Origin of the sequence: Paenibacillus haidiansis, assembly GCF_036553665.1 — a bacterium.
Taxonomy (GTDB): Bacteria; Bacillota; Bacilli; order Paenibacillales; family Paenibacillaceae; genus Fontibacillus; species Fontibacillus haidiansis.
Map to the genome: position 1 here is coordinate 20,407 of NZ_JAZHPZ010000017.1, position 16,699 is coordinate 37,105.

13 protein-coding genes are annotated in these 16,699 nt (G+C 46.6%); all 13 read right to left on the minus strand.

The genetic code is table 11. The annotated features are described in order from the left end of the window. Positions 1 to 26: 26 nt before the first annotated feature. Positions 27 to 1,037 carry a HAMP domain-containing sensor histidine kinase gene (locus V3851_RS22845; protein WP_331848823.1) on the minus strand — a complete coding sequence of 337 codons (1,011 nt, stop codon included), beginning with the start codon at positions 1,035 to 1,037 and terminating at the stop codon, positions 27 to 29. Continuing rightward, positions 1,034 to 1,711, minus strand: a complete 678-nt coding sequence (locus V3851_RS22850) for a response regulator transcription factor (RefSeq protein WP_331848824.1) — start codon at positions 1,709 to 1,711, stop codon at positions 1,034 to 1,036. Before V3851_RS22850 ends, V3851_RS22845 begins: the two co-directional genes overlap by 4 nt. A 195-nt stretch (positions 1,712 to 1,906) precedes the next feature. Next, a complete protein-coding gene (locus V3851_RS22855) occupies positions 1,907 to 2,692 on the minus strand; it encodes a stalk domain-containing protein (RefSeq protein ID WP_331848825.1) in 786 nt (261 codons plus the stop codon). 300 nt (positions 2,693 to 2,992) lie between these two features. Then, positions 2,993 to 3,637, minus strand: a complete 645-nt coding sequence (locus V3851_RS22860) for a cyanophycinase (RefSeq protein ID WP_331848826.1) — start codon at positions 3,635 to 3,637, stop codon at positions 2,993 to 2,995. Between the two features lie 104 nt (positions 3,638 to 3,741). Further along, positions 3,742 to 5,580, minus strand: a complete 1,839-nt coding sequence (locus tag V3851_RS22865) for a heparinase II/III family protein (protein WP_331848827.1) — start codon at positions 5,578 to 5,580, stop codon at positions 3,742 to 3,744. Positions 5,581 to 5,644: 64 nt separating this feature from the next. Continuing rightward, on the minus strand, positions 5,645 to 7,504 hold the full coding sequence (locus V3851_RS22870) for a DUF2264 domain-containing protein (protein WP_331848828.1): 1,860 nt from the start codon (positions 7,502 to 7,504) through the stop codon (positions 5,645 to 5,647). A gap of 19 nt (positions 7,505 to 7,523) precedes the next feature. Then, the gene (locus V3851_RS22875; RefSeq protein WP_331848829.1) at positions 7,524 to 8,651 is read right to left on the minus strand and encodes a glycoside hydrolase family protein; all 1,128 of its coding nucleotides are present in this window, start codon (positions 8,649 to 8,651) and stop codon (positions 7,524 to 7,526) included. Positions 8,652 to 8,731: 80 nt separating this feature from the next. Beyond that, entirely contained in the window at positions 8,732 to 10,393 is a 1,662-nt protein-coding gene (locus V3851_RS22880) for an extracellular solute-binding protein (protein WP_331848830.1), read from the minus strand. A 51-nt stretch (positions 10,394 to 10,444) separates the two neighbouring features. After that, entirely contained in the window at positions 10,445 to 11,314 is an 870-nt protein-coding gene (locus V3851_RS22885; protein WP_331848831.1) for a carbohydrate ABC transporter permease, read from the minus strand. 12 nt (positions 11,315 to 11,326) lie between these two features. Further along, complete coding sequence (locus V3851_RS22890) at positions 11,327 to 12,202, minus strand: ABC transporter permease (RefSeq protein ID WP_331848877.1); 876 nt, start codon at positions 12,200 to 12,202, stop codon at positions 11,327 to 11,329. Between the two features lie 286 nt (positions 12,203 to 12,488). Continuing rightward, entirely contained in the window at positions 12,489 to 13,994 is a 1,506-nt protein-coding gene (locus V3851_RS22895) for a response regulator transcription factor (protein ID WP_331848832.1), read from the minus strand. Beyond that, positions 13,991 to 15,799, minus strand: a complete 1,809-nt coding sequence (locus V3851_RS22900) for a cache domain-containing sensor histidine kinase (RefSeq protein WP_331848833.1) — start codon at positions 15,797 to 15,799, stop codon at positions 13,991 to 13,993. The genes V3851_RS22895 and V3851_RS22900 overlap by 4 nt, the downstream gene beginning before the upstream one ends. A gap of 172 nt (positions 15,800 to 15,971) precedes the next feature. Continuing rightward, positions 15,972 to 16,358, minus strand: coding sequence for an Rrf2 family transcriptional regulator (locus V3851_RS22905; protein ID WP_331848834.1), 387 nt, complete (start codon positions 16,356 to 16,358; stop codon positions 15,972 to 15,974). Positions 16,359 to 16,699 lie beyond the last annotated feature (341 nt).

Consider the following 16,699-nt stretch of genomic DNA (forward strand, 5'->3'; position numbering starts at 1 on the left):
TGGTTTACTTCTGGTTTACCTTTAGGTTAAGCTCTGCCGATAGCCACGCTTGTGCCATTTTCATTTGATGTAAAGTCAGCCTTCAGGTTCATTTTATTCAACATGTAATGACAAGTCGACAAACCCATCCCCGCCCCGCCCTCATGTGAAGATTTATCCAAACCGGGACCTCTGTCCGCAACAATAATCAGTTCTCTTTTCACATCCACCACAATATTTGCATATTTCCCCTCTGCTGCATGGCGAATAATATTCTGAAACAAATTATCCAGAACCCTTGTCATCCATTTCGGATCTGCTTCCCAATAAAAAGTTTCGTCTGCCGGCAAATCAGCCTCAAGTTGAATTTCCTTTTCTTCAAATACGGGATACCACGCAGCAATTGCAGCCCTTACTAAACGTCCAATATCCGTTGAAACGGGCTCAAAAGGATGTTTCCCCGATGTAAGCAAGGTGTAGGAAAGTAGATCATCCATTAGATCTCCGACTCTTGTTATCGTATGGTTGATCTCAGTTAAAGAGTGCTGTCCTTCTAAACTGATGGATTCATTATTTAGTCTGGTGACATGTCCTCTCAAAATGGTAAGCGGCGTTCGTAAGTCGTGAGATAAGTTCGCGATGAGTCGATGTCGCAGCAACTCCTCTTCATATGCCCGCTTGCGGCTTCCCTCAAGCTGATGAATCATCCAGTTAAATGAACTTCCTAACTGATCTATTTCATCCATACGATCCGCTTGAACAGATATGGGTTCAGGAAAGGAGTTGTTTTTAGCTGAAAATGACATCACTTCCTGCAAGCGTGCAAGACGTTTTTGAAGTTTCAAGAAGAACAGCCAAGATAAGATAACAAATGCGACAATAATAAAACCGAACAATAGCACGGTAACGTAGAACAGATTTAATGTATTTACATTTTTTCCATGGATATCCGAAACCCCAAAAAACGCACTGATGAAAATAAGCATAATCGGAGGAAGAAAGATAAATAGAAAATGAACTTTTAGAAAACGACGAAATAAGGATCTGTTTTGTTTCATAATTTCACCCGGTAGCCTATTCCCTTCAACGTTTCAATGATCTCCGGGGAATCGGGATGACGTTCCAGCTTTTGGCGCAGTCGGTGGATGTGCACCATTAATGTCTTATCTCCTGTTATGTATGCTTCTTCCCAAATAGCTTCATAGATTTGTTCTTTTGTTAAAACTTGATTAGGGTGGCGCAGGAAATACATTAGTATTTGGTGCTGTTTCCCCGTCAATATAATTTCTTCTCCTGTCCGTTTGTCAAATATCATTTGACCTTCCGGATCTACTTCGATCTGATTTCCTAATGAAATTCGTTCGGAATGTGTTCCACCTTTTCTACGGATTAATACTTCTAATCTTGCAACCAATTCATCCGTATGGAAGGGCTTTGTTACATAGTCATCGGCAAATTGTAAACCATCTACCTTATCATCGATCGATGTTCGAGCGGATAACAGCAAAATAGGAACAGCGGGAGCCGCTTTTTTTAATCGTTTTCCCACCGTAAATCCGTCTAACCCGGGTAACATGATATCCAAAATAACGATTTCATGCTGATTTACTTCTCTTTCGGCTCCTTCACCAGAAAGCAGCCACTGAACCGAAAATCCTCGCTGTTCCAATTCTTCTTTTAGCAGGCTGCCTATTTTTTCATTATCTTCAATATATAATACGCTTCTTCTCAAGTAACATCCCTCTCTCTAAATGGGGTTCACTATTAGACAGATTAACACAATCTAAAAAATGGTTATACGGTTTCGTACGTTAATAAGTGCTATTTCTAAACTTTGCCCTGGATTAACTGAAAAAAAAGAGCAGCGTAATTATCGCTACTCTTTTTACAAGAAAATGTATCCTAACAACTGAACTACTAATCCGTATTATGGCTCAATAATTTGTCTGCCCACATTCACATCGTCTACCTTCCATTGGTTGTCAACAAATTTATAGAATACATAACGATCAACGAGTTCGAGATTGATAGGACCACTTTCAAAGTAAGCAGATTGATGCATTCTCGCCGCTATGGTGCTGCTGTAAATAATATCGGCTTTTTTTGTTAGTATAGCGTTATTTTTAATGCCATTGCTGTGAATAATCTTGTTTATAAATGAGTCCGTGAAATAGGGTCTGAAATATGTTCGAATTTGCGAATAGCTTGAGAGATCCGTTGCTTCATTTATCTTTGCATTAAGTACATTTATTCTCTCATGATTCATTCTCCAAGGCTTGAGCGGCTCTGTTTGGATAAAGACCTGTTGCAGACCGATCGTAATGGTTGTTTTTCGTTCTTGTTCGGACCACAGTGCTGTACCGCCAAAGGCTTCAGCAAAAACACGTGCTGGTACATAAGTTGTACCATTATCAATTTTTGCAGGCACATCAAGGCTGAAAGCAGCGCTATTTAATAAAGCAGTGCGAGAATAAACATGCAGCAATAGCTCTTGTTTGCCACGAATAATCGTAATGCTTTTTTTTGTTTGGTTCCAAGTCACTTCTGAATTGAATCTCTCTGAAACAGCACGTATTGGAATCAGCATTCGTCCATTTTCAATTTTTCCATTGTCAACCGTATTCGAAAAATTATTGGCGAAGCTTATCGATGGATTACCGGTTAGTAAGGTACACACTATAGAAAGTGTTAGTGCGATTATTGTTTTTTTCATAGATGATTACTCCCACGGTAATATTATATTCTTGATCCTAGCTCAATTCTTATAGTCGAAAATTCTTTGCGATACGCTTCTTTCAGTTAGATAAACGCAATCTTAATGGATAATGTTGCAGAATATAATATGGAAGTATACCAACTTTGAAATATACGAATCAGTAGCTTTACCTCTTATTTTAAAGAGGAATTAATAACAAAAAAGCCAAATCCTTATAATCAAGGGGGGTTTGGCTGTTGTCCTTTTTTGGGGTTGAAAATCATCAATACAATCCCCTACGAAGTAGATTCACCCTAATTAGAGCGTCTCAACCAATTTCTGAATCTTTGAGCGGGAAATTAAATATACTTTGCCTATAATGTCGATTTTGCCGTTCTTTACACGTACAGCACCATCTTGGTCTGCCGCCATATAAATATCCATTTTTTCTGATAAAGGGAAACGTTCTTCAATCAGCGCGGTGTTATCATGATTAAAATGAGCTTCAAAAGAAAAGTGATCAAGAGCCATACCTTCATAAACAGTGCATTCATCCACATATTCATCGGACATGTTCATTCCACCAGCACTTGTTCCCATTACAACAGCATTACTTATTTTAATCAAATCCGATAATTCATATTCCATCAAAAGGTGTTTTTGGTACCGAGCGGTTCCACCACATAAAAAAACGACAGAGGCGTTTTGAATTAATCGCTGGGCATCTTCCTTCTTCGTACGGTGATCAATTAAATAATATTCATCAAAAAAAATGTTAGCCTGATTAAACCATGTCCTTTCAAAAACACCATCAATATTAACCGGCTCATCTTCATAATCAGGCGATTCAGCGCTAATCATAACAAGCGATTTTCTGTCTGTTATATCTTCATGCAACACATTGACTAACTTCTCAGAAAAGCCCTTATCATAAAAATAATCTAAGTAATAGTGAGTTTTCATAAGGAATTACCTCCAATATGTACTATTTACATTCTTCCATTCTTAATGATAAACACGCTAAATAGAAGTATCATTTCGTTAAATCAATAAATTGATCTACCGATTTAATCCAATGGAATGAATTCAAAAACAAAACTGAACCGCCCTTCTTCCCCGGGCTCGCTCACACGAAAATCTATACTGTGCCAAACCGTCTCACGGCCAAAATGGTCGCGGTACATATGCCCGGCGATTTCCGGCTCGAGGATTCGGCCGTCATAATGAATCTCGACTCCGCCGCCAGATGCCCCTGGAATGCGCATCACACCCGGCCGCACCGGTTCCGGCCGCAGCCAGGTCACGAAACGCTCCGTCCAGCTCTCCGGCATACCCGCATACCGGTATTCGTCCGTCAGCTCGAGCCTGGGCCATTCCTCCTTATGCCACACCATCGAGCGGACCAGCCTTTCTAGGCCTTCCACCCTGTAAGCTCCGGACAACTCCAGCGTCAATTCGTCCCTGTCCGCCGAAGCCGACGCATGAAGTACCGCCGATCGGTGATCCGGCCCTTCCCGTTGATACTGACCGTCAATGATCGGGACGGAATGCCCCTGCGATCCATTGCAGTCATATCCATAGCGTCCATCTCCAAAGTAATCGGCCGTGTATTCCCCGCTACCGAGATCGGCGGCATATATCTCTCCCTGCCCATACAGAATGAAATGGCCGAGATCGTTATGATTATGCGGCTCGTCGTTATGCCCGCCTTTAGCGGCGAAGCCGAACGCTCCCGCTTTTGATCGATACCGCGAGATGAGCCAGGCGGCATCCGGAAGATAATAACTGGCGGGCTTCCAATCCTGAAACTTCTTCTGCGCCTTCCCTTCCGCATTACGCATGCTCCAGATCAAATTCCGCAAGGCCGGAGCGAAGCGGCTGCAGTGATCCTCAGTGTAAGCAGCGTCGAGCGCCGCCGGGGAGAGTTCGACATCCGGATATTGAGCGGCTAGATAATGAGACAATCCCCTATGTACGCGCGCCTGCGGAGTCGAATCGGAGAAATTCGCCACAAAGTCGCCCCCGATAAAACATTTCTGCTGAAACCGGGCAATGCTGTGCACTTTCTCCTCTCGGAGCCAGTCCAGTCTGCCTCCGCTTCTAGCCCGGAGGAGATCGCTGTAATACGTAAAATAACCGAACCCGTAATTCCAGTAGTCAAGCCCCTCCAGGCACGCTCCGTCATCGCCGAAGCCCTCAAGGTAATAACGCATGCTGTTTTCCGTCTTGGCAAGAATGCCGGCAAGCCGTGACGGGTCATCTACTGCCAGCAGGGCCGCGGCACCGATCGATCCGGCGCAGACTGCGGCCCAGTTATGCCGGGCGGTCTCCCATTGAAACGGTCCGGCCTCCATAAAGGGACGGAACAGCCTCCGCTCCACCTCAGTTCGGATCCTCAAGCGCAGAAGCAGAGGGAGCCGTTCGCCCAGCAGCAGCGAAATTTCAGTCAAGGCAAACCCGGTCTCGGCGGAGAACAGGTCAATATGGCGGTCTATATGTTCAGGATCGTGGTCCGCAGGAAGATGCGCGGGAAGACACCAGGTGTATTCCCCGCATACCGCCCACAGAATTTCCTTCAGGTTCTCCAGATGTGATAAATTCTCCTGCTCCAACAGTGTTAGAAACACGTAGGTGTTCAGCCTTCTTCTCCGCTCAAAGTACACCCGCTCGTAATCCAGCCTCACTCCCGTTCGCGCGAAGGCCGTAAATAGCGCGTAGGACAACTCCGGAATCGGCTGGCCGTCCAGCCTCTTACCTTCCTCCCGTATCTGTCGTATATCTTCTTTCAGAAGCTCCGATTCCAAAACTTCTTTCCAAAAAGCTTCCGAGTCGCCCTCCGGGTAGTATAGATTTAAATCGGGCGGCCTCATTTCCTGTATCCTCTTGAACAACTCCTGTTGATTCAACGGGCTCCCCTCCAAGCAGGTCATAGAACTTGCGGATTGTAGTAAACGATTTTATGCCAGGCTGTTAACAGCGGATTGTTAGATGGTTTACCGTGCCTCCCTCCCGGGAGATAGAAACCCCTTCTTCTGTCAGCGCAATTCCTAATTCATTCAATGCTTCTTCCGGCGAACACGCAGCACTGCTGCCCGCCGCTTCCCCGCATATAGCGGATATAAGCAGGTGGCTTCCCGGCTCAAGGTCAGCCAGCAGCGTCGGCATTACCGTTCGGGGATATAGCACGTTGGTATTGACATTCGGATAGATCAGATCCGCCTTTGCATACCCTTTCAGGCCATAGATACCGCTTCGGCCAAGAGCATTCTTGACCGACAAGCCCAGGTCGCTCGTTTTCTCAATGTGCTGATCCTGTCTCGATTCAATGGAATAACCGCCTTCGGCGGCAGTTAGAGGCCTTTTGGCATCGATCCGGTGGATGCGGACATGCCACGGCAGGCCGGCAACAATCCATGTTTGAACCTGTACATCAGACCATGGACGCCATTTGGCATAAAGCACATTGCCGGAAATCCAAGTTTCTTCATTTTGCCGTCGTACACGGAATAACTGATCTCGTTCGCTAAGTGCCAGCATGCAATCCGCCGCAGCCTGCTCAAGCCCCCATTCCGCCCTAGGCACACTGAAGCCGAATTGGGTGGAGTAGACGAATTTTTCATATTTGGCCGGAGTATGAGTGTGTGCGTTACTCGTTAGATGTCCGCTGTTGAATGCCGCCACATGACCCGATTCCTTATCCCGGCAGACCACAAGGTGCGGCTCGGACTGTACGGAGAGGGCCGGCCGCAGCGGCATGTCTTCCTCTATAGCCGTCCAGAAAGAAGAATCCTCCTCAAGTGTCAGCACAAGAAAGGTCTTGAGCGCCCAATACGGCGAGCCTGGCGCATTATAATTTTCCGCCATCACAAGATTGGGGTAGGCATAGCCTACAGTGAGTACTCCGCTTCTATCAAAAATGGGCTGCTTAAACCACCAGCGGAGATTACGCAGGATAAGTCCTTTTACCACACCGGGCGTCAGCGTATCCGAACTCAAACCGGCATAGGCAAAGGCGCTCCAAAATGCCGACTGCGCAAACCGGTAAGTCAAGCTTCGCCCATAGGGCAATGCCGATCCGTCCGTATCAAACCAGTTCACGAAATCCTCGGCAAAAAGCAAAGCCCGCTCCTTATAATTGGAGCAGCGCTGAGGATCCTCCGCTTCCATCAGCCGCAGGTAGATCAGTGAGTAGAAATGAATCGCAAACGGAACATAATAATCGCTGTGGCCGCCCACGCCGTCACTGTACCAGCCGTTTCCGAGATAGAATTCATCGATGCGCTGCAAATTCCGTTCCACCTGCTCAGCATCGTAAGGCTCGCCGATCCGCCGAAAGCCAAGGTTGACCATCACCTGAAAAAAAAGCCAGTTGCAATCATGGCAGGGGTGAACGTTGATCTGATTCAACCAGTTGTACAGGTTGCGGCGCTGCCCGGCATCGAGCGGGTTCCAGATTTTCTCCGGTATAAGGCACAATGCCAAGCCCATTGCCGCCATTTCGACGAGACGCTGGTCGTAGTCGCCTACTTCTCCCCAGTACTCTTCATGAGCGGGGTTCGTCCCGTTGATAATTCCCCGTCGATAAAGCTCCTCTAACTCCTCCGCTTCTCCGCCGCCCGCCAGATGTGGGACGAGGCCCCACAATATACGGGAGAAACCTTCCATATCAGCGATGCTTTCCGTATGCCCGGCACCTGCGCCCCTGATTTCCAAACGGGCTTTGCCTTTGCTGTACAATTCTTTCAGCGGATCGGTCAACTGCTTGAACGCTTCCTGCAAATCCTCTTTTGTCCTTAACGCGTTTTCACTCACCGGTTGCTTGATAACCATGACTGTTATTTCCCCCTTTTTATTCCCAATAGAAAGGTCCGCAATCTTTAAGCCGGGCAAGACCTTCTATAAAAAAGTAATCCCCGTAAATGAGCGGAACATCAATATTGGATCCCTGAGGATAATTGCTTGTGCCATGCAAGATTAATCCTTCCTCATTGTCATTGCCCCAAGCTCCATACGATTCGTAAAGGGACTTTAGTATCCGTTCCCCGCGCGCGCGGTAGAACGCTCCTTCCGAGCCGCCCGTCTTTTCCCCAAGCAGTATAAGGCCGCTGGCAGCGCAAGCGCTGGCGGAGCTGTCTTTGAACTTCTGCAGCGGTTCCGGTGCGCGGAAATCCCAGGGAGGCACCTGATCTTCAGGCAAGCGGCTTAAAAAGAAATTGGCCGCCCGGTGGGCGGCGGTTAAATACGCGTCCCGGCCCGTATGGTGATAGGCAAGCGCCAAGCCGTATATCGCCCACGCCGAGCCGCGCGACCATGCCGATTCCGGCCCGTATCCCTGGCCTCCCAGAGATTCTATCCGCTCACCTGTTTCCGCATCAAAATGGATGATATGGCTGACGGATCCGTCCTCCCGGATAAAGTGCCGGAGTACAGTATCCATATGTGCGTTCGCGATATGCGCAAACCTTGGATCGCCGCTTATTCGCGTAGCCCAGAACAACAGCGGGATATTCATGCAGCAATCGATAATGGCTATGCCTTCGTTTTGCTCGCCTTCCTGCCAAGGATTCCAGGCCCGGATATAGCGGCCATTTAAATTAAATCGGGCAGCAAGGTAATTTGCAGCCTTCATGGCGCGGATACGCGAAATCTCGCTGCCGGTCAGCTTATAGTTTGCCACACTCGTCAAGGTCCACATGAAGCCCAGATCATGATCCAGCCTTACGTAGCCGTCCAGAACCTTATCCAGCCTTGCTTCGCATTCCTCCGCTGCCGCTTTCATCTCAAGGCTGCCGCTTTCTCCGTAAAACAGCCATAGCATACCCGGCCAAAATCCGGCGGTCCACCACTCCGGTCCCGCCAGATCATAAACGCCTCCTTTACTCGCATGGGGGAACCCCGCTCCGATTCTGCGCAAGTTAACCATCGTTTTCCCCGCCGATTTGCTCCATGCTTCCTCTACCCATGACCGATCCTCCATGGCGATTCTCCACCCTTCCCTTATGTAAGCCGACTGGAATAGCCGCCAAGGCTACTCCATGGCGGCTATCTTCGTTCTAATTAATCCGCTTTCAATTCCGCCTGCTGTTGTTGATAGATTTCATAGAAGTCACTCCAGATTAACACATTATCCTTCTCTTTGCTCCACCATTCCTCATACCAGCTTATAATTTCGGGACCTCCGCCTGTTTCCCATTGTTTTTCCGCGTCAAGAGCCGCTTGTTCCACGGTATAATTACTTCCGCCGATAATCGCTCTTGTATAAATATCATGCACTGCCGCCGTCACATTACTGAACTTAACCTGCAGTTCCTTGGGAAGCTGCGGCATATGCTCGGAGTGGGTCAGGCCTTCGCCTACCGGAAGATCGTTCATATACGCATCGATCGATTCCCGGAACAAACGTAACGCTTCTTTCTGGGCAGGAACTTCTTCATCGAATTGGTTTTCGACGTAGCCATATTTACCTTCTTCCAAGCGGCTGTAGAGCATGGTAAAGTCACTAGCCCAGCTTACTTCGTTTTTATATTTTTCCTGATCAAGAATGACCGGTTTGCCGTCTTCCTCCAGTTTATAATGCTCTCCTTCGATGCCGTATCGGAATGTCCGTGCAATTTCCGGTTTGACCAGAAAATCAATGTATTTAATAATCGCTTCAGGTTCCTTGGCCCGGGCATTCACTACGGCGGTCATTTGCACCGGGTTATTCCAGACGGGATTAAATTGTCCTGCAGAGGTCTTCGGAAGCGGAATGACTTTCAGTCTGGATTCCGGCACATTTTTCATCAATGTGTCCAGTTCACGGGAAGCGAAGCTCAAAAAATCGTTCGTCATGAACGCGTAAATTCCGATTTTACCGTTCAGGAAGTCCTGTTTCGATTTGGAGCCGTCCTTATCGCTTAGAAAGTCTTTGTCCACAACACCGGCTTCGAACAAGGCTCGTTTAAACTCCGCTTCTTTCTTCAAGCGCTCGGGACCCACCTGAATTTCGCCATTTTCATCCAAATTGACCCAGTTGGCATTGAATATATACCGGAACAACCCCGAATTGTCGCCGAATTCAAATCCGCCCACCCCGTAAGTATCGTCCACACCGTTTCCATCCGGATCTTGTTCTGTAAATGCTTTTGCGACAGCCAGGAATTCTTCTTCAGTTGTAGGAACGTCCAGGCCGAGGTTCTGCAGCCAATCCTCACGAATGAACACGCTTACTAACGGATATACCTCATTCATCCGCCCGACTTCATACAGTTTGCCGTCCGATTTGATGCCTGCTTGTTTCAATTGCGGGTATTTCTCCATCAACGCCTTGTACTCCACACTGTGCTGCTCAATGAGATCATCAAGCGGCATAAGCTGCTTCTGGTCAAACAACTGGTTGCGAATACTGGTTCCAAACTCAAAAATAAGATCAGGCGCACTGCCCGAAGCCAGCAGCACATTTAATTTGGACTGTGACTCCCACCGGGGAATTGCCACAAATTTTACGTTGGCCGGGCCGTTTTCATTGATCCACTTGGTCCACATATTGTCTTCAATCGTTCCCATCCCATTCGGAACCGCACCCCGGTCATAGATGGTCGAAGAAATGCTGGCGCGTTTACCGGAGTCCGTGGCATTTTCGCTTCCCGCAGCTGGATTATTGTTTGAACATCCTGCCAGCATGCTCCCCACCAAGCCTGAAATTAACAGCAGTTTAGGCAATCTGCTAAGCATACTCATCGTGAAATCCCTCTTTCTTATAAAATATGAACATAGAGAGCGATCGGCCTGCTAACCTTTAATAGAGCCGAGCATAACACCTTTTACGAAATACTTTTGCAGCAGCGGATACACTGCCAGTATCGGGACAATCATGACAATGACGGCGGCAGATCGTATACCTTCCGGTGTCATACTGGCCAACATGGTTGGATCGGCGAAGTCCTGGATCATACTTGTTGATTTGATCATATTTTGCACCAGGACCGTCATATTGTACTTGGCGGTATCGTTAATGTAAATCATGACGCTCATAAACGAGTTCCAATACCCGACTCCATAAAAAAGAGCTAAAGTAGCTAGCATCGGCTTGGACAGGGGCAGGACAATTCGCATCAGGATACCTGTCTCGCCGCAGCCGTCAATCTTAGCAGCTTCTTCTACTTCGCCCGGCAGCTGCTCAAAAGCGGAACGCATAAGCAGCATGTTATAGGTGCTGACGAGACCGGGCAGCCACAACGCACCGTAGCTGTTCACAAGGCCAAGATTCTGTACAACCAGATAGGTCGGGATAAGCCCGCCGTTGAATATCATTGTAAATACCATTGCCATCGTAAAAAAACGCCGGCTGTAAAATTGTTTTCTGGATAAGGGATAAGCAGCCATAATCGTTACCAGCATACTTAACGCTGTCCCGATTAAAGTAATTTGCACGCTATTCCAGAAAGAGCGCATAATCGGAGTACCTGTAAACAAACTTTTAAAGGATGAAAAGCTGAAGTCTATCGGCCATAGAGTCACCCGGCCGCTTGCAACCGCACCCGCTCCACTGAGAGATAACGCAACTACATTCAGAAGCGGAAATATGCAGCTTATTGCAATAAATGATAATAATACGTAGTTCAAGAAGTAAAACAATTTTTCGCCTCTGCTATCCCGCATTTACTTTCCTCCTTACCATAGGCCTTGATCAAATCTACGCGCGATATAGTTGGCCGTAAATACCAGGATAAACGCCACTAATGATTCGAATAATCCCATAGCCGTTGTCAGACTGAACTGCGCACCCTGCAGACCGATTCGGTAAATATAGGTACTGATTACATCGGCGATTTGGTTCACATTTGAATTCTGAAGCATGAATACCTGATCAAAGCCTACCTCCATCACGCGACCCATAGAGAGAATTAATAACAGGATAATCGTGGGACGGATGCCGGGGAGTGTAATATGCCAGATCTGCCGCAGTTTGCCGGCTCCATCCATTCCGGCCGCTTCATATAAATTGGGATTGATGGAAGATAGCGCAGCCAAAAAAATAATGGCGTTAAAGCCCATATCCTTCCAAATACCTGATCCGACAAAAATGGCGACCCAAGACACTTTCTCATACATAAACGGGTAAGCTTCGCCGGTGATTTGTTCGACGATCCGGTTGACCATTCCATTCTCCATCGCAAACGCTGTGGATACCAGCATGGCAATGATTACCCACGATAAGAAATGCGGCATGTACACGATGGTCTGCACCGTTCGCTTAAAAGCCATGCTGCGCACTTCATTGAGCATAATGGCTAAAATGATGGGAACTGGAAAACCGACTACTAGACTTAGCAAGCTAAGCATCAATGTGTTACGGATAATCTCCAGGGTTCGGGGATCCTGAAACAGAATTTCAAAGTAGTGAAAACCAACCCAGGGGCTGTTTATAATTCCGTCATAAAAGTTATAATCCTTGAACGCAATCACCAGTCCGCCGATGGGTGCATACCGGAATATAACATAAAATAAAACGACGGGGATGAACATAATCAACAAAGGTATGTTCATTTTAAAGCGTTTCCATTTAGGGCCGCTCCATTTGCTTTTAATTTCAGGACCTTCGGGGCGCGCGGCCGAAGCCGCGTTCCTAATCTCCATAGGCTACTCCTCACTTTCAGTCTGTCTCTTGTTTATGTTATTTGTTACTTATACATTGATTTTACAAATTGCAATTAACCAAAACATTTAAAATCCTACGATGTTTTTTTGAAATTCTACACACAAAACAGCCGCCCCGGATTCAGGCGGCTTCATGAAATGCTTATACGGCTTAACTTAACTGTAGGATCCCTCATTAATCTTCATACTGCCTTCTAAAATTCCGTGGAGCTTCCCCAGTCATCTGCTTAAAGACAACTGTGAAATAGCTGGAATTATCAAATCCGACCCGCTCGGCAATTTCCGTCATTTTCAGCCGGGTATGCTGTAGTAATCCTTTGGCTTCTTCGATTCGCAACTGACTGACGTAATTCGTAAGTCCGATTCCCGTCTCTTTTTTGAACAAATTACTTAGATAATTAGGAGTTACATGAACATGCGCGGCAACTACCTGTAGCGAACAGTCGCTTTGATAATGGCTCTTGATATATTGTTTGGCTTGAAGCACGACATGATCCTGTTGGTTATTCAGCCAATGCTCGAAAATATCCAGAAAGTCCGCGCACTTCTCTTTGGCCCAGACTAAGAGCTCCGAAACAGACCGAAATTCGAGGATCCGCGCTGGATTGAATTCTTCGCCGGTTGCCGCCGTTCTTACATGTTTGAAGTCAGTCATCAAAATACTTGAAAGAACCGTGACCAGCGTATAGATCTTTGTTTTACAAGTCTGCAACGCAAGTGTCGCTGTCTGTTCCACATACTCCGTCAGCCGCTGCTCTACCGCCGACAAATCGCTGGTAACCAGCAGTGACAGAATTTCATCCTTAAGTAGAGCAAAGCCGTCCATGGGTGACGTTTCTTCCGTTCTGCCGTCTCCGGGATCGTAAGAACTAACTTTGTATTGCATAGCCAACTCGTCAAACCGTTTTAATATTCCGAGCTTAAGCCAACTTGTCTCCAATCCAATGAAACGACGGACGGCCTCCATTGCCGAAGTGCGGTACTCTTCCGTTGCAGTTCCGGGTTTAAGCAAAAATGCAAACGCTTCCCTTTTTAATGGAAAATAGATACCTTCCACAGAATGCCTTTGCAGCAGCTCCTGCAAAATATTCGTTACCGCATAATGAAGAAGGCCGATATCGCCAGAGTTATAATTCTTGCCCGGCAAATCGTAGCTCTCCACCTGAAGGACATATATATTCGCCCCCTGCCATTGCTGTACCCAACTTTCTCTAAGGTCCTTTTCGTAAGGAATGCCGAACAAAGCTGCTCGGAACAGCTCCTTCTGCCTTTCCTGCTCCGCCACTCGTTTATTCAACTGCTTCAATCGAAGCTCTTCATAGGCTTTGCGCAAGACGCGGTATGCTTCATCCAGCGAGAAGGGCTTCAACAAGAACTCTGCCGCTCCGAAACGCAGCGCACGCTGAGCATACTCAAAATCGCGATAACCGGTTAAAATAATTATTTTGATATCCGGATGAAAGCGGGATAACCACTCCATGAACTGAAGTCCATCCATCACCGGCATATTAATATCCGTTATGATTAGTTCGGGCTTGTATAACTGAACGGCCTGCATGGCCTCTTCACCGTCAGACGCTTCGCCGACCACTTCCCAGCCCAGCTGATTGCCGGAGATCAATTGAACAAGCCCTTCACGAAACCAAATTTCGTCGTCCACTACTAGCAATTTACCAATCATTGTTCTTCACTCTCCAACAGCCGGTAAGGCAATCTCAGACGAACCAATGTTCCTTTGCCAATCACAGATTCAAATTCGACTCCGTATGGCGAGCCATATTCCAGTTCAATCCGCCGGATAATGCTTCCCGTTCCTATGCGATTACGTTTATTTGTTGCCGGTTCCGATGACAGGTGTAGAATGCGGTCAATCATTTCCTGTGTCATCCCGCTGCCATTATCGCAAATCTCAAGTACAAGAGTCGGCTCCGCACCTTCAGAAGCAGATTGAACATAACCGGTAATCACTAATCGGCGGTCTGTTTTTTTATTGCGAAAACCATGAATGAAAGCATTTTCCACAATGGGCTGAATAAGCAGCCGGAACACTCTGCATCCCATGATCTCCTCAGGTATTCTTACTTCAGCGGTAAGCGAATCCGGGTAACGTTCTTTCTGGATCTCCAAATAATTGTTAATCTGCCGGATCTCATCCCGCAGTGTGGTCATCTGTTGAACGGGTTCAAGTGTATATTGCAGCATTTCAGAAAGGCTGTTAATCAGACGAGCGGACCTCTCGTCTCCATGCATATAGAACTTCCAGAAGAACATGCCCAGCGTGTTAGAAAGAAAATGAGGGTTGAGCTGAGCCTGAATCGCCTTTAACTCGGCTTCTTTCTCATTAATCTTACGTTCATAGATTTCATAGATCAAATTTTCGATATGTTCTGCCATGTTGTTGAAGCTCTCTCCCAAGTAACCAAGTTCATCCTTGCTGCGGATTTGAATCCGGGTATCGAACTTGCCCGCCCGTACATGCCTCATCCCCCGCACAAGATTGCCAAGCGGACGCAGCAGCATGCGGCTGATGACCGTAATAATGATACTGAGGCTAACAAGGCTGGCAAGCGCCGAAACAACAGCTACCTGTAAAATAACCCTGCTTTCACTTTGAATCTGGGCTAGCGAAACTTTGCTCACAAGCGTAAAGCCGACTTTCTCCGACTGTTGTCTTGTATACATGTAGGAAACGCCATTCTCTTTGCGCACGATATTTCCCATCGGCGGCATGTCCTCAAGAACCGGTGCTTCCCCATTGCTGGGCCCATTTAACAAATATAAAAGCCGACCTTCTTCATCAAATAAATAGGCTTCCGCATCCTCATGAATGCGCAGATCCTTCATATGAGATTCAAACAGTGAATTATTGAATAAAATAAGCATGATTCCGTAGGTATCCAGATCCATCGTACGCATGAGCCGGCCGGCTAAGACTACATTTGGGGTATTCAACTGCTGAAAATCACTTTCGACTGCCCTGCTCCATACATATTCACCACCGGTTGGTCCTAATCTTGTCAACATATCGTTCAGATAAGAGCTTTTCAAATTGTTGAATTGGCCTGAGAACGAACCCAGATTGAGAATGTTTCCCTTTAAATCATAAATACGGATGCCCATGATTTCCGGCGCATCCAGACGGACTTGATAGATTTCCTTGTCCAACATTTGTTCGAGCTTCATCCGTTCGTAGGAACCGGACTGCTCGGTCTGCTCCATGACCGCCTGACTGACCGACGGATTCAAGGTGATATAATCTGTGATCCGGTACATATCATTGACTCTTGAATCCAGTTGGGCGAGAATTTGCTCTGTCGTCATATAATATTGGCGGCTGACCTCTTCATTGAACAGCGACAAATGGATGCGGTACGTAATTATGCCTGTTATGGAGGAAATAAGAATATTGGCAGTCGACAAGGCAATAATCAACTTCGTGCTGAATTTAAATTTTCTTCTAGATGGCAGCCATCCGTTGTTAAGCATATCTCACCCCCGGCTAGAACAGCTCCGTTTCCGTATGTAATTCGTAAGTCATTAATTATTTATATATTGAATGATCTGTCGATTGGAAGTCAATCATCTTTGATTAAACGAAGAAGAATCTAGAGCCCGGTCAGGCCCATATAAAAAACGGTTGTTCTTCACAGAACAACCGTCATTTCTTAGCAAGCTCGGACAATTTTTGGTTTTTTAAAAAGTCCTCCATTTTCTCTTCCGCCGATACCATCACCTTCTGAATCAAACACTCTGATCCGTGATTCATTTCGCATTCGAATAAGGAGGTTGTTCCTTCAATGGCATGTATAACGTCAAGAAACGAGATTTCTTCCCAATTCCGTTTTAAACGATATCCACCATTGGCCCCTGAGGTGGATTCAATCATTCCCGCCTTGACCAGTTTGGTAAGGATTTTGGATAGATACGTTGGGGAAACCTCTTGCCGCTCCGCCAATTGCTGTACACCGATAAGTTTGTTCGGCGGAGATGCGGCAAGAAAGAGCAAGGTGTGAAGAGCGTAGTTTGTCGCTTTCGAAAATTTCATAGCGGTGTTCACCTCAATCATGGACTTTATGTGCCCATAATAACTTTTTACTTTGGGTTAAGTCAAATTTCCGTCTGACGGATTCGTCCTTTATTGTTGACGTCTGGCGGCTCTCCTTGACTTGCGCTTGTGCTGAACCTTCGGCATTAGTCCCCTGACATTTTGCGCATAGATGGGAAGCAGCAGTTCTACTCCCGCCATGACGATGAACAAAATCACGCCAACGATTGAGGCATAAGCAAATCTCGAGTAAGATCATTGTTTAGTTTCCTGTTCAGGTATTTAAGAAGCCTTAAAAGAGGATAACTCTCTTTTAAGGCTTCTTATTTAACCCCATTATG

Excerpts from the sequence above, each read along its gene's own strand:
- V3851_RS22845 (WP_331848823.1), bottom strand. The coding sequence starts at position 1,037 with ATGAAACAAAACAGATCCTTATTTCGTCGTTTTCTAAAAGTTCATTTT.
- V3851_RS22855 (WP_331848825.1), bottom strand. The coding sequence starts at position 2,692 with ATGAAAAAAACAATAATCGCACTAACACTTTCTATAGTGTGTACCTTA.
- V3851_RS22860 (WP_331848826.1), bottom strand. The coding sequence starts at position 3,637 with ATGAAAACTCACTATTACTTAGATTATTTTTATGATAAGGGCTTTTCT.
- V3851_RS22870 (WP_331848828.1), bottom strand. The coding sequence starts at position 7,504 with ATGGTTATCAAGCAACCGGTGAGTGAAAACGCGTTAAGGACAAAAGAG.
- V3851_RS22875 (WP_331848829.1), bottom strand. The coding sequence starts at position 8,651 with ATGGAGGATCGGTCATGGGTAGAGGAAGCATGGAGCAAATCGGCGGGG.
- V3851_RS22880 (WP_331848830.1), bottom strand. The coding sequence starts at position 10,393 with ATGAGTATGCTTAGCAGATTGCCTAAACTGCTGTTAATTTCAGGCTTG.
- V3851_RS22885 (WP_331848831.1), bottom strand. The coding sequence starts at position 11,314 with ATGCGGGATAGCAGAGGCGAAAAATTGTTTTACTTCTTGAACTACGTA.
- V3851_RS22890 (WP_331848877.1), bottom strand. The coding sequence starts at position 12,202 with ATGAACATACCTTTGTTGATTATGTTCATCCCCGTCGTTTTATTTTAT.
- V3851_RS22895 (WP_331848832.1), bottom strand. The coding sequence starts at position 13,994 with ATGATTGGTAAATTGCTAGTAGTGGACGACGAAATTTGGTTTCGTGAA.
- V3851_RS22900 (WP_331848833.1), bottom strand. The coding sequence starts at position 15,799 with ATGCTTAACAACGGATGGCTGCCATCTAGAAGAAAATTTAAATTCAGC.
- V3851_RS22905 (WP_331848834.1), bottom strand. The coding sequence starts at position 16,358 with ATGAAATTTTCGAAAGCGACAAACTACGCTCTTCACACCTTGCTCTTT.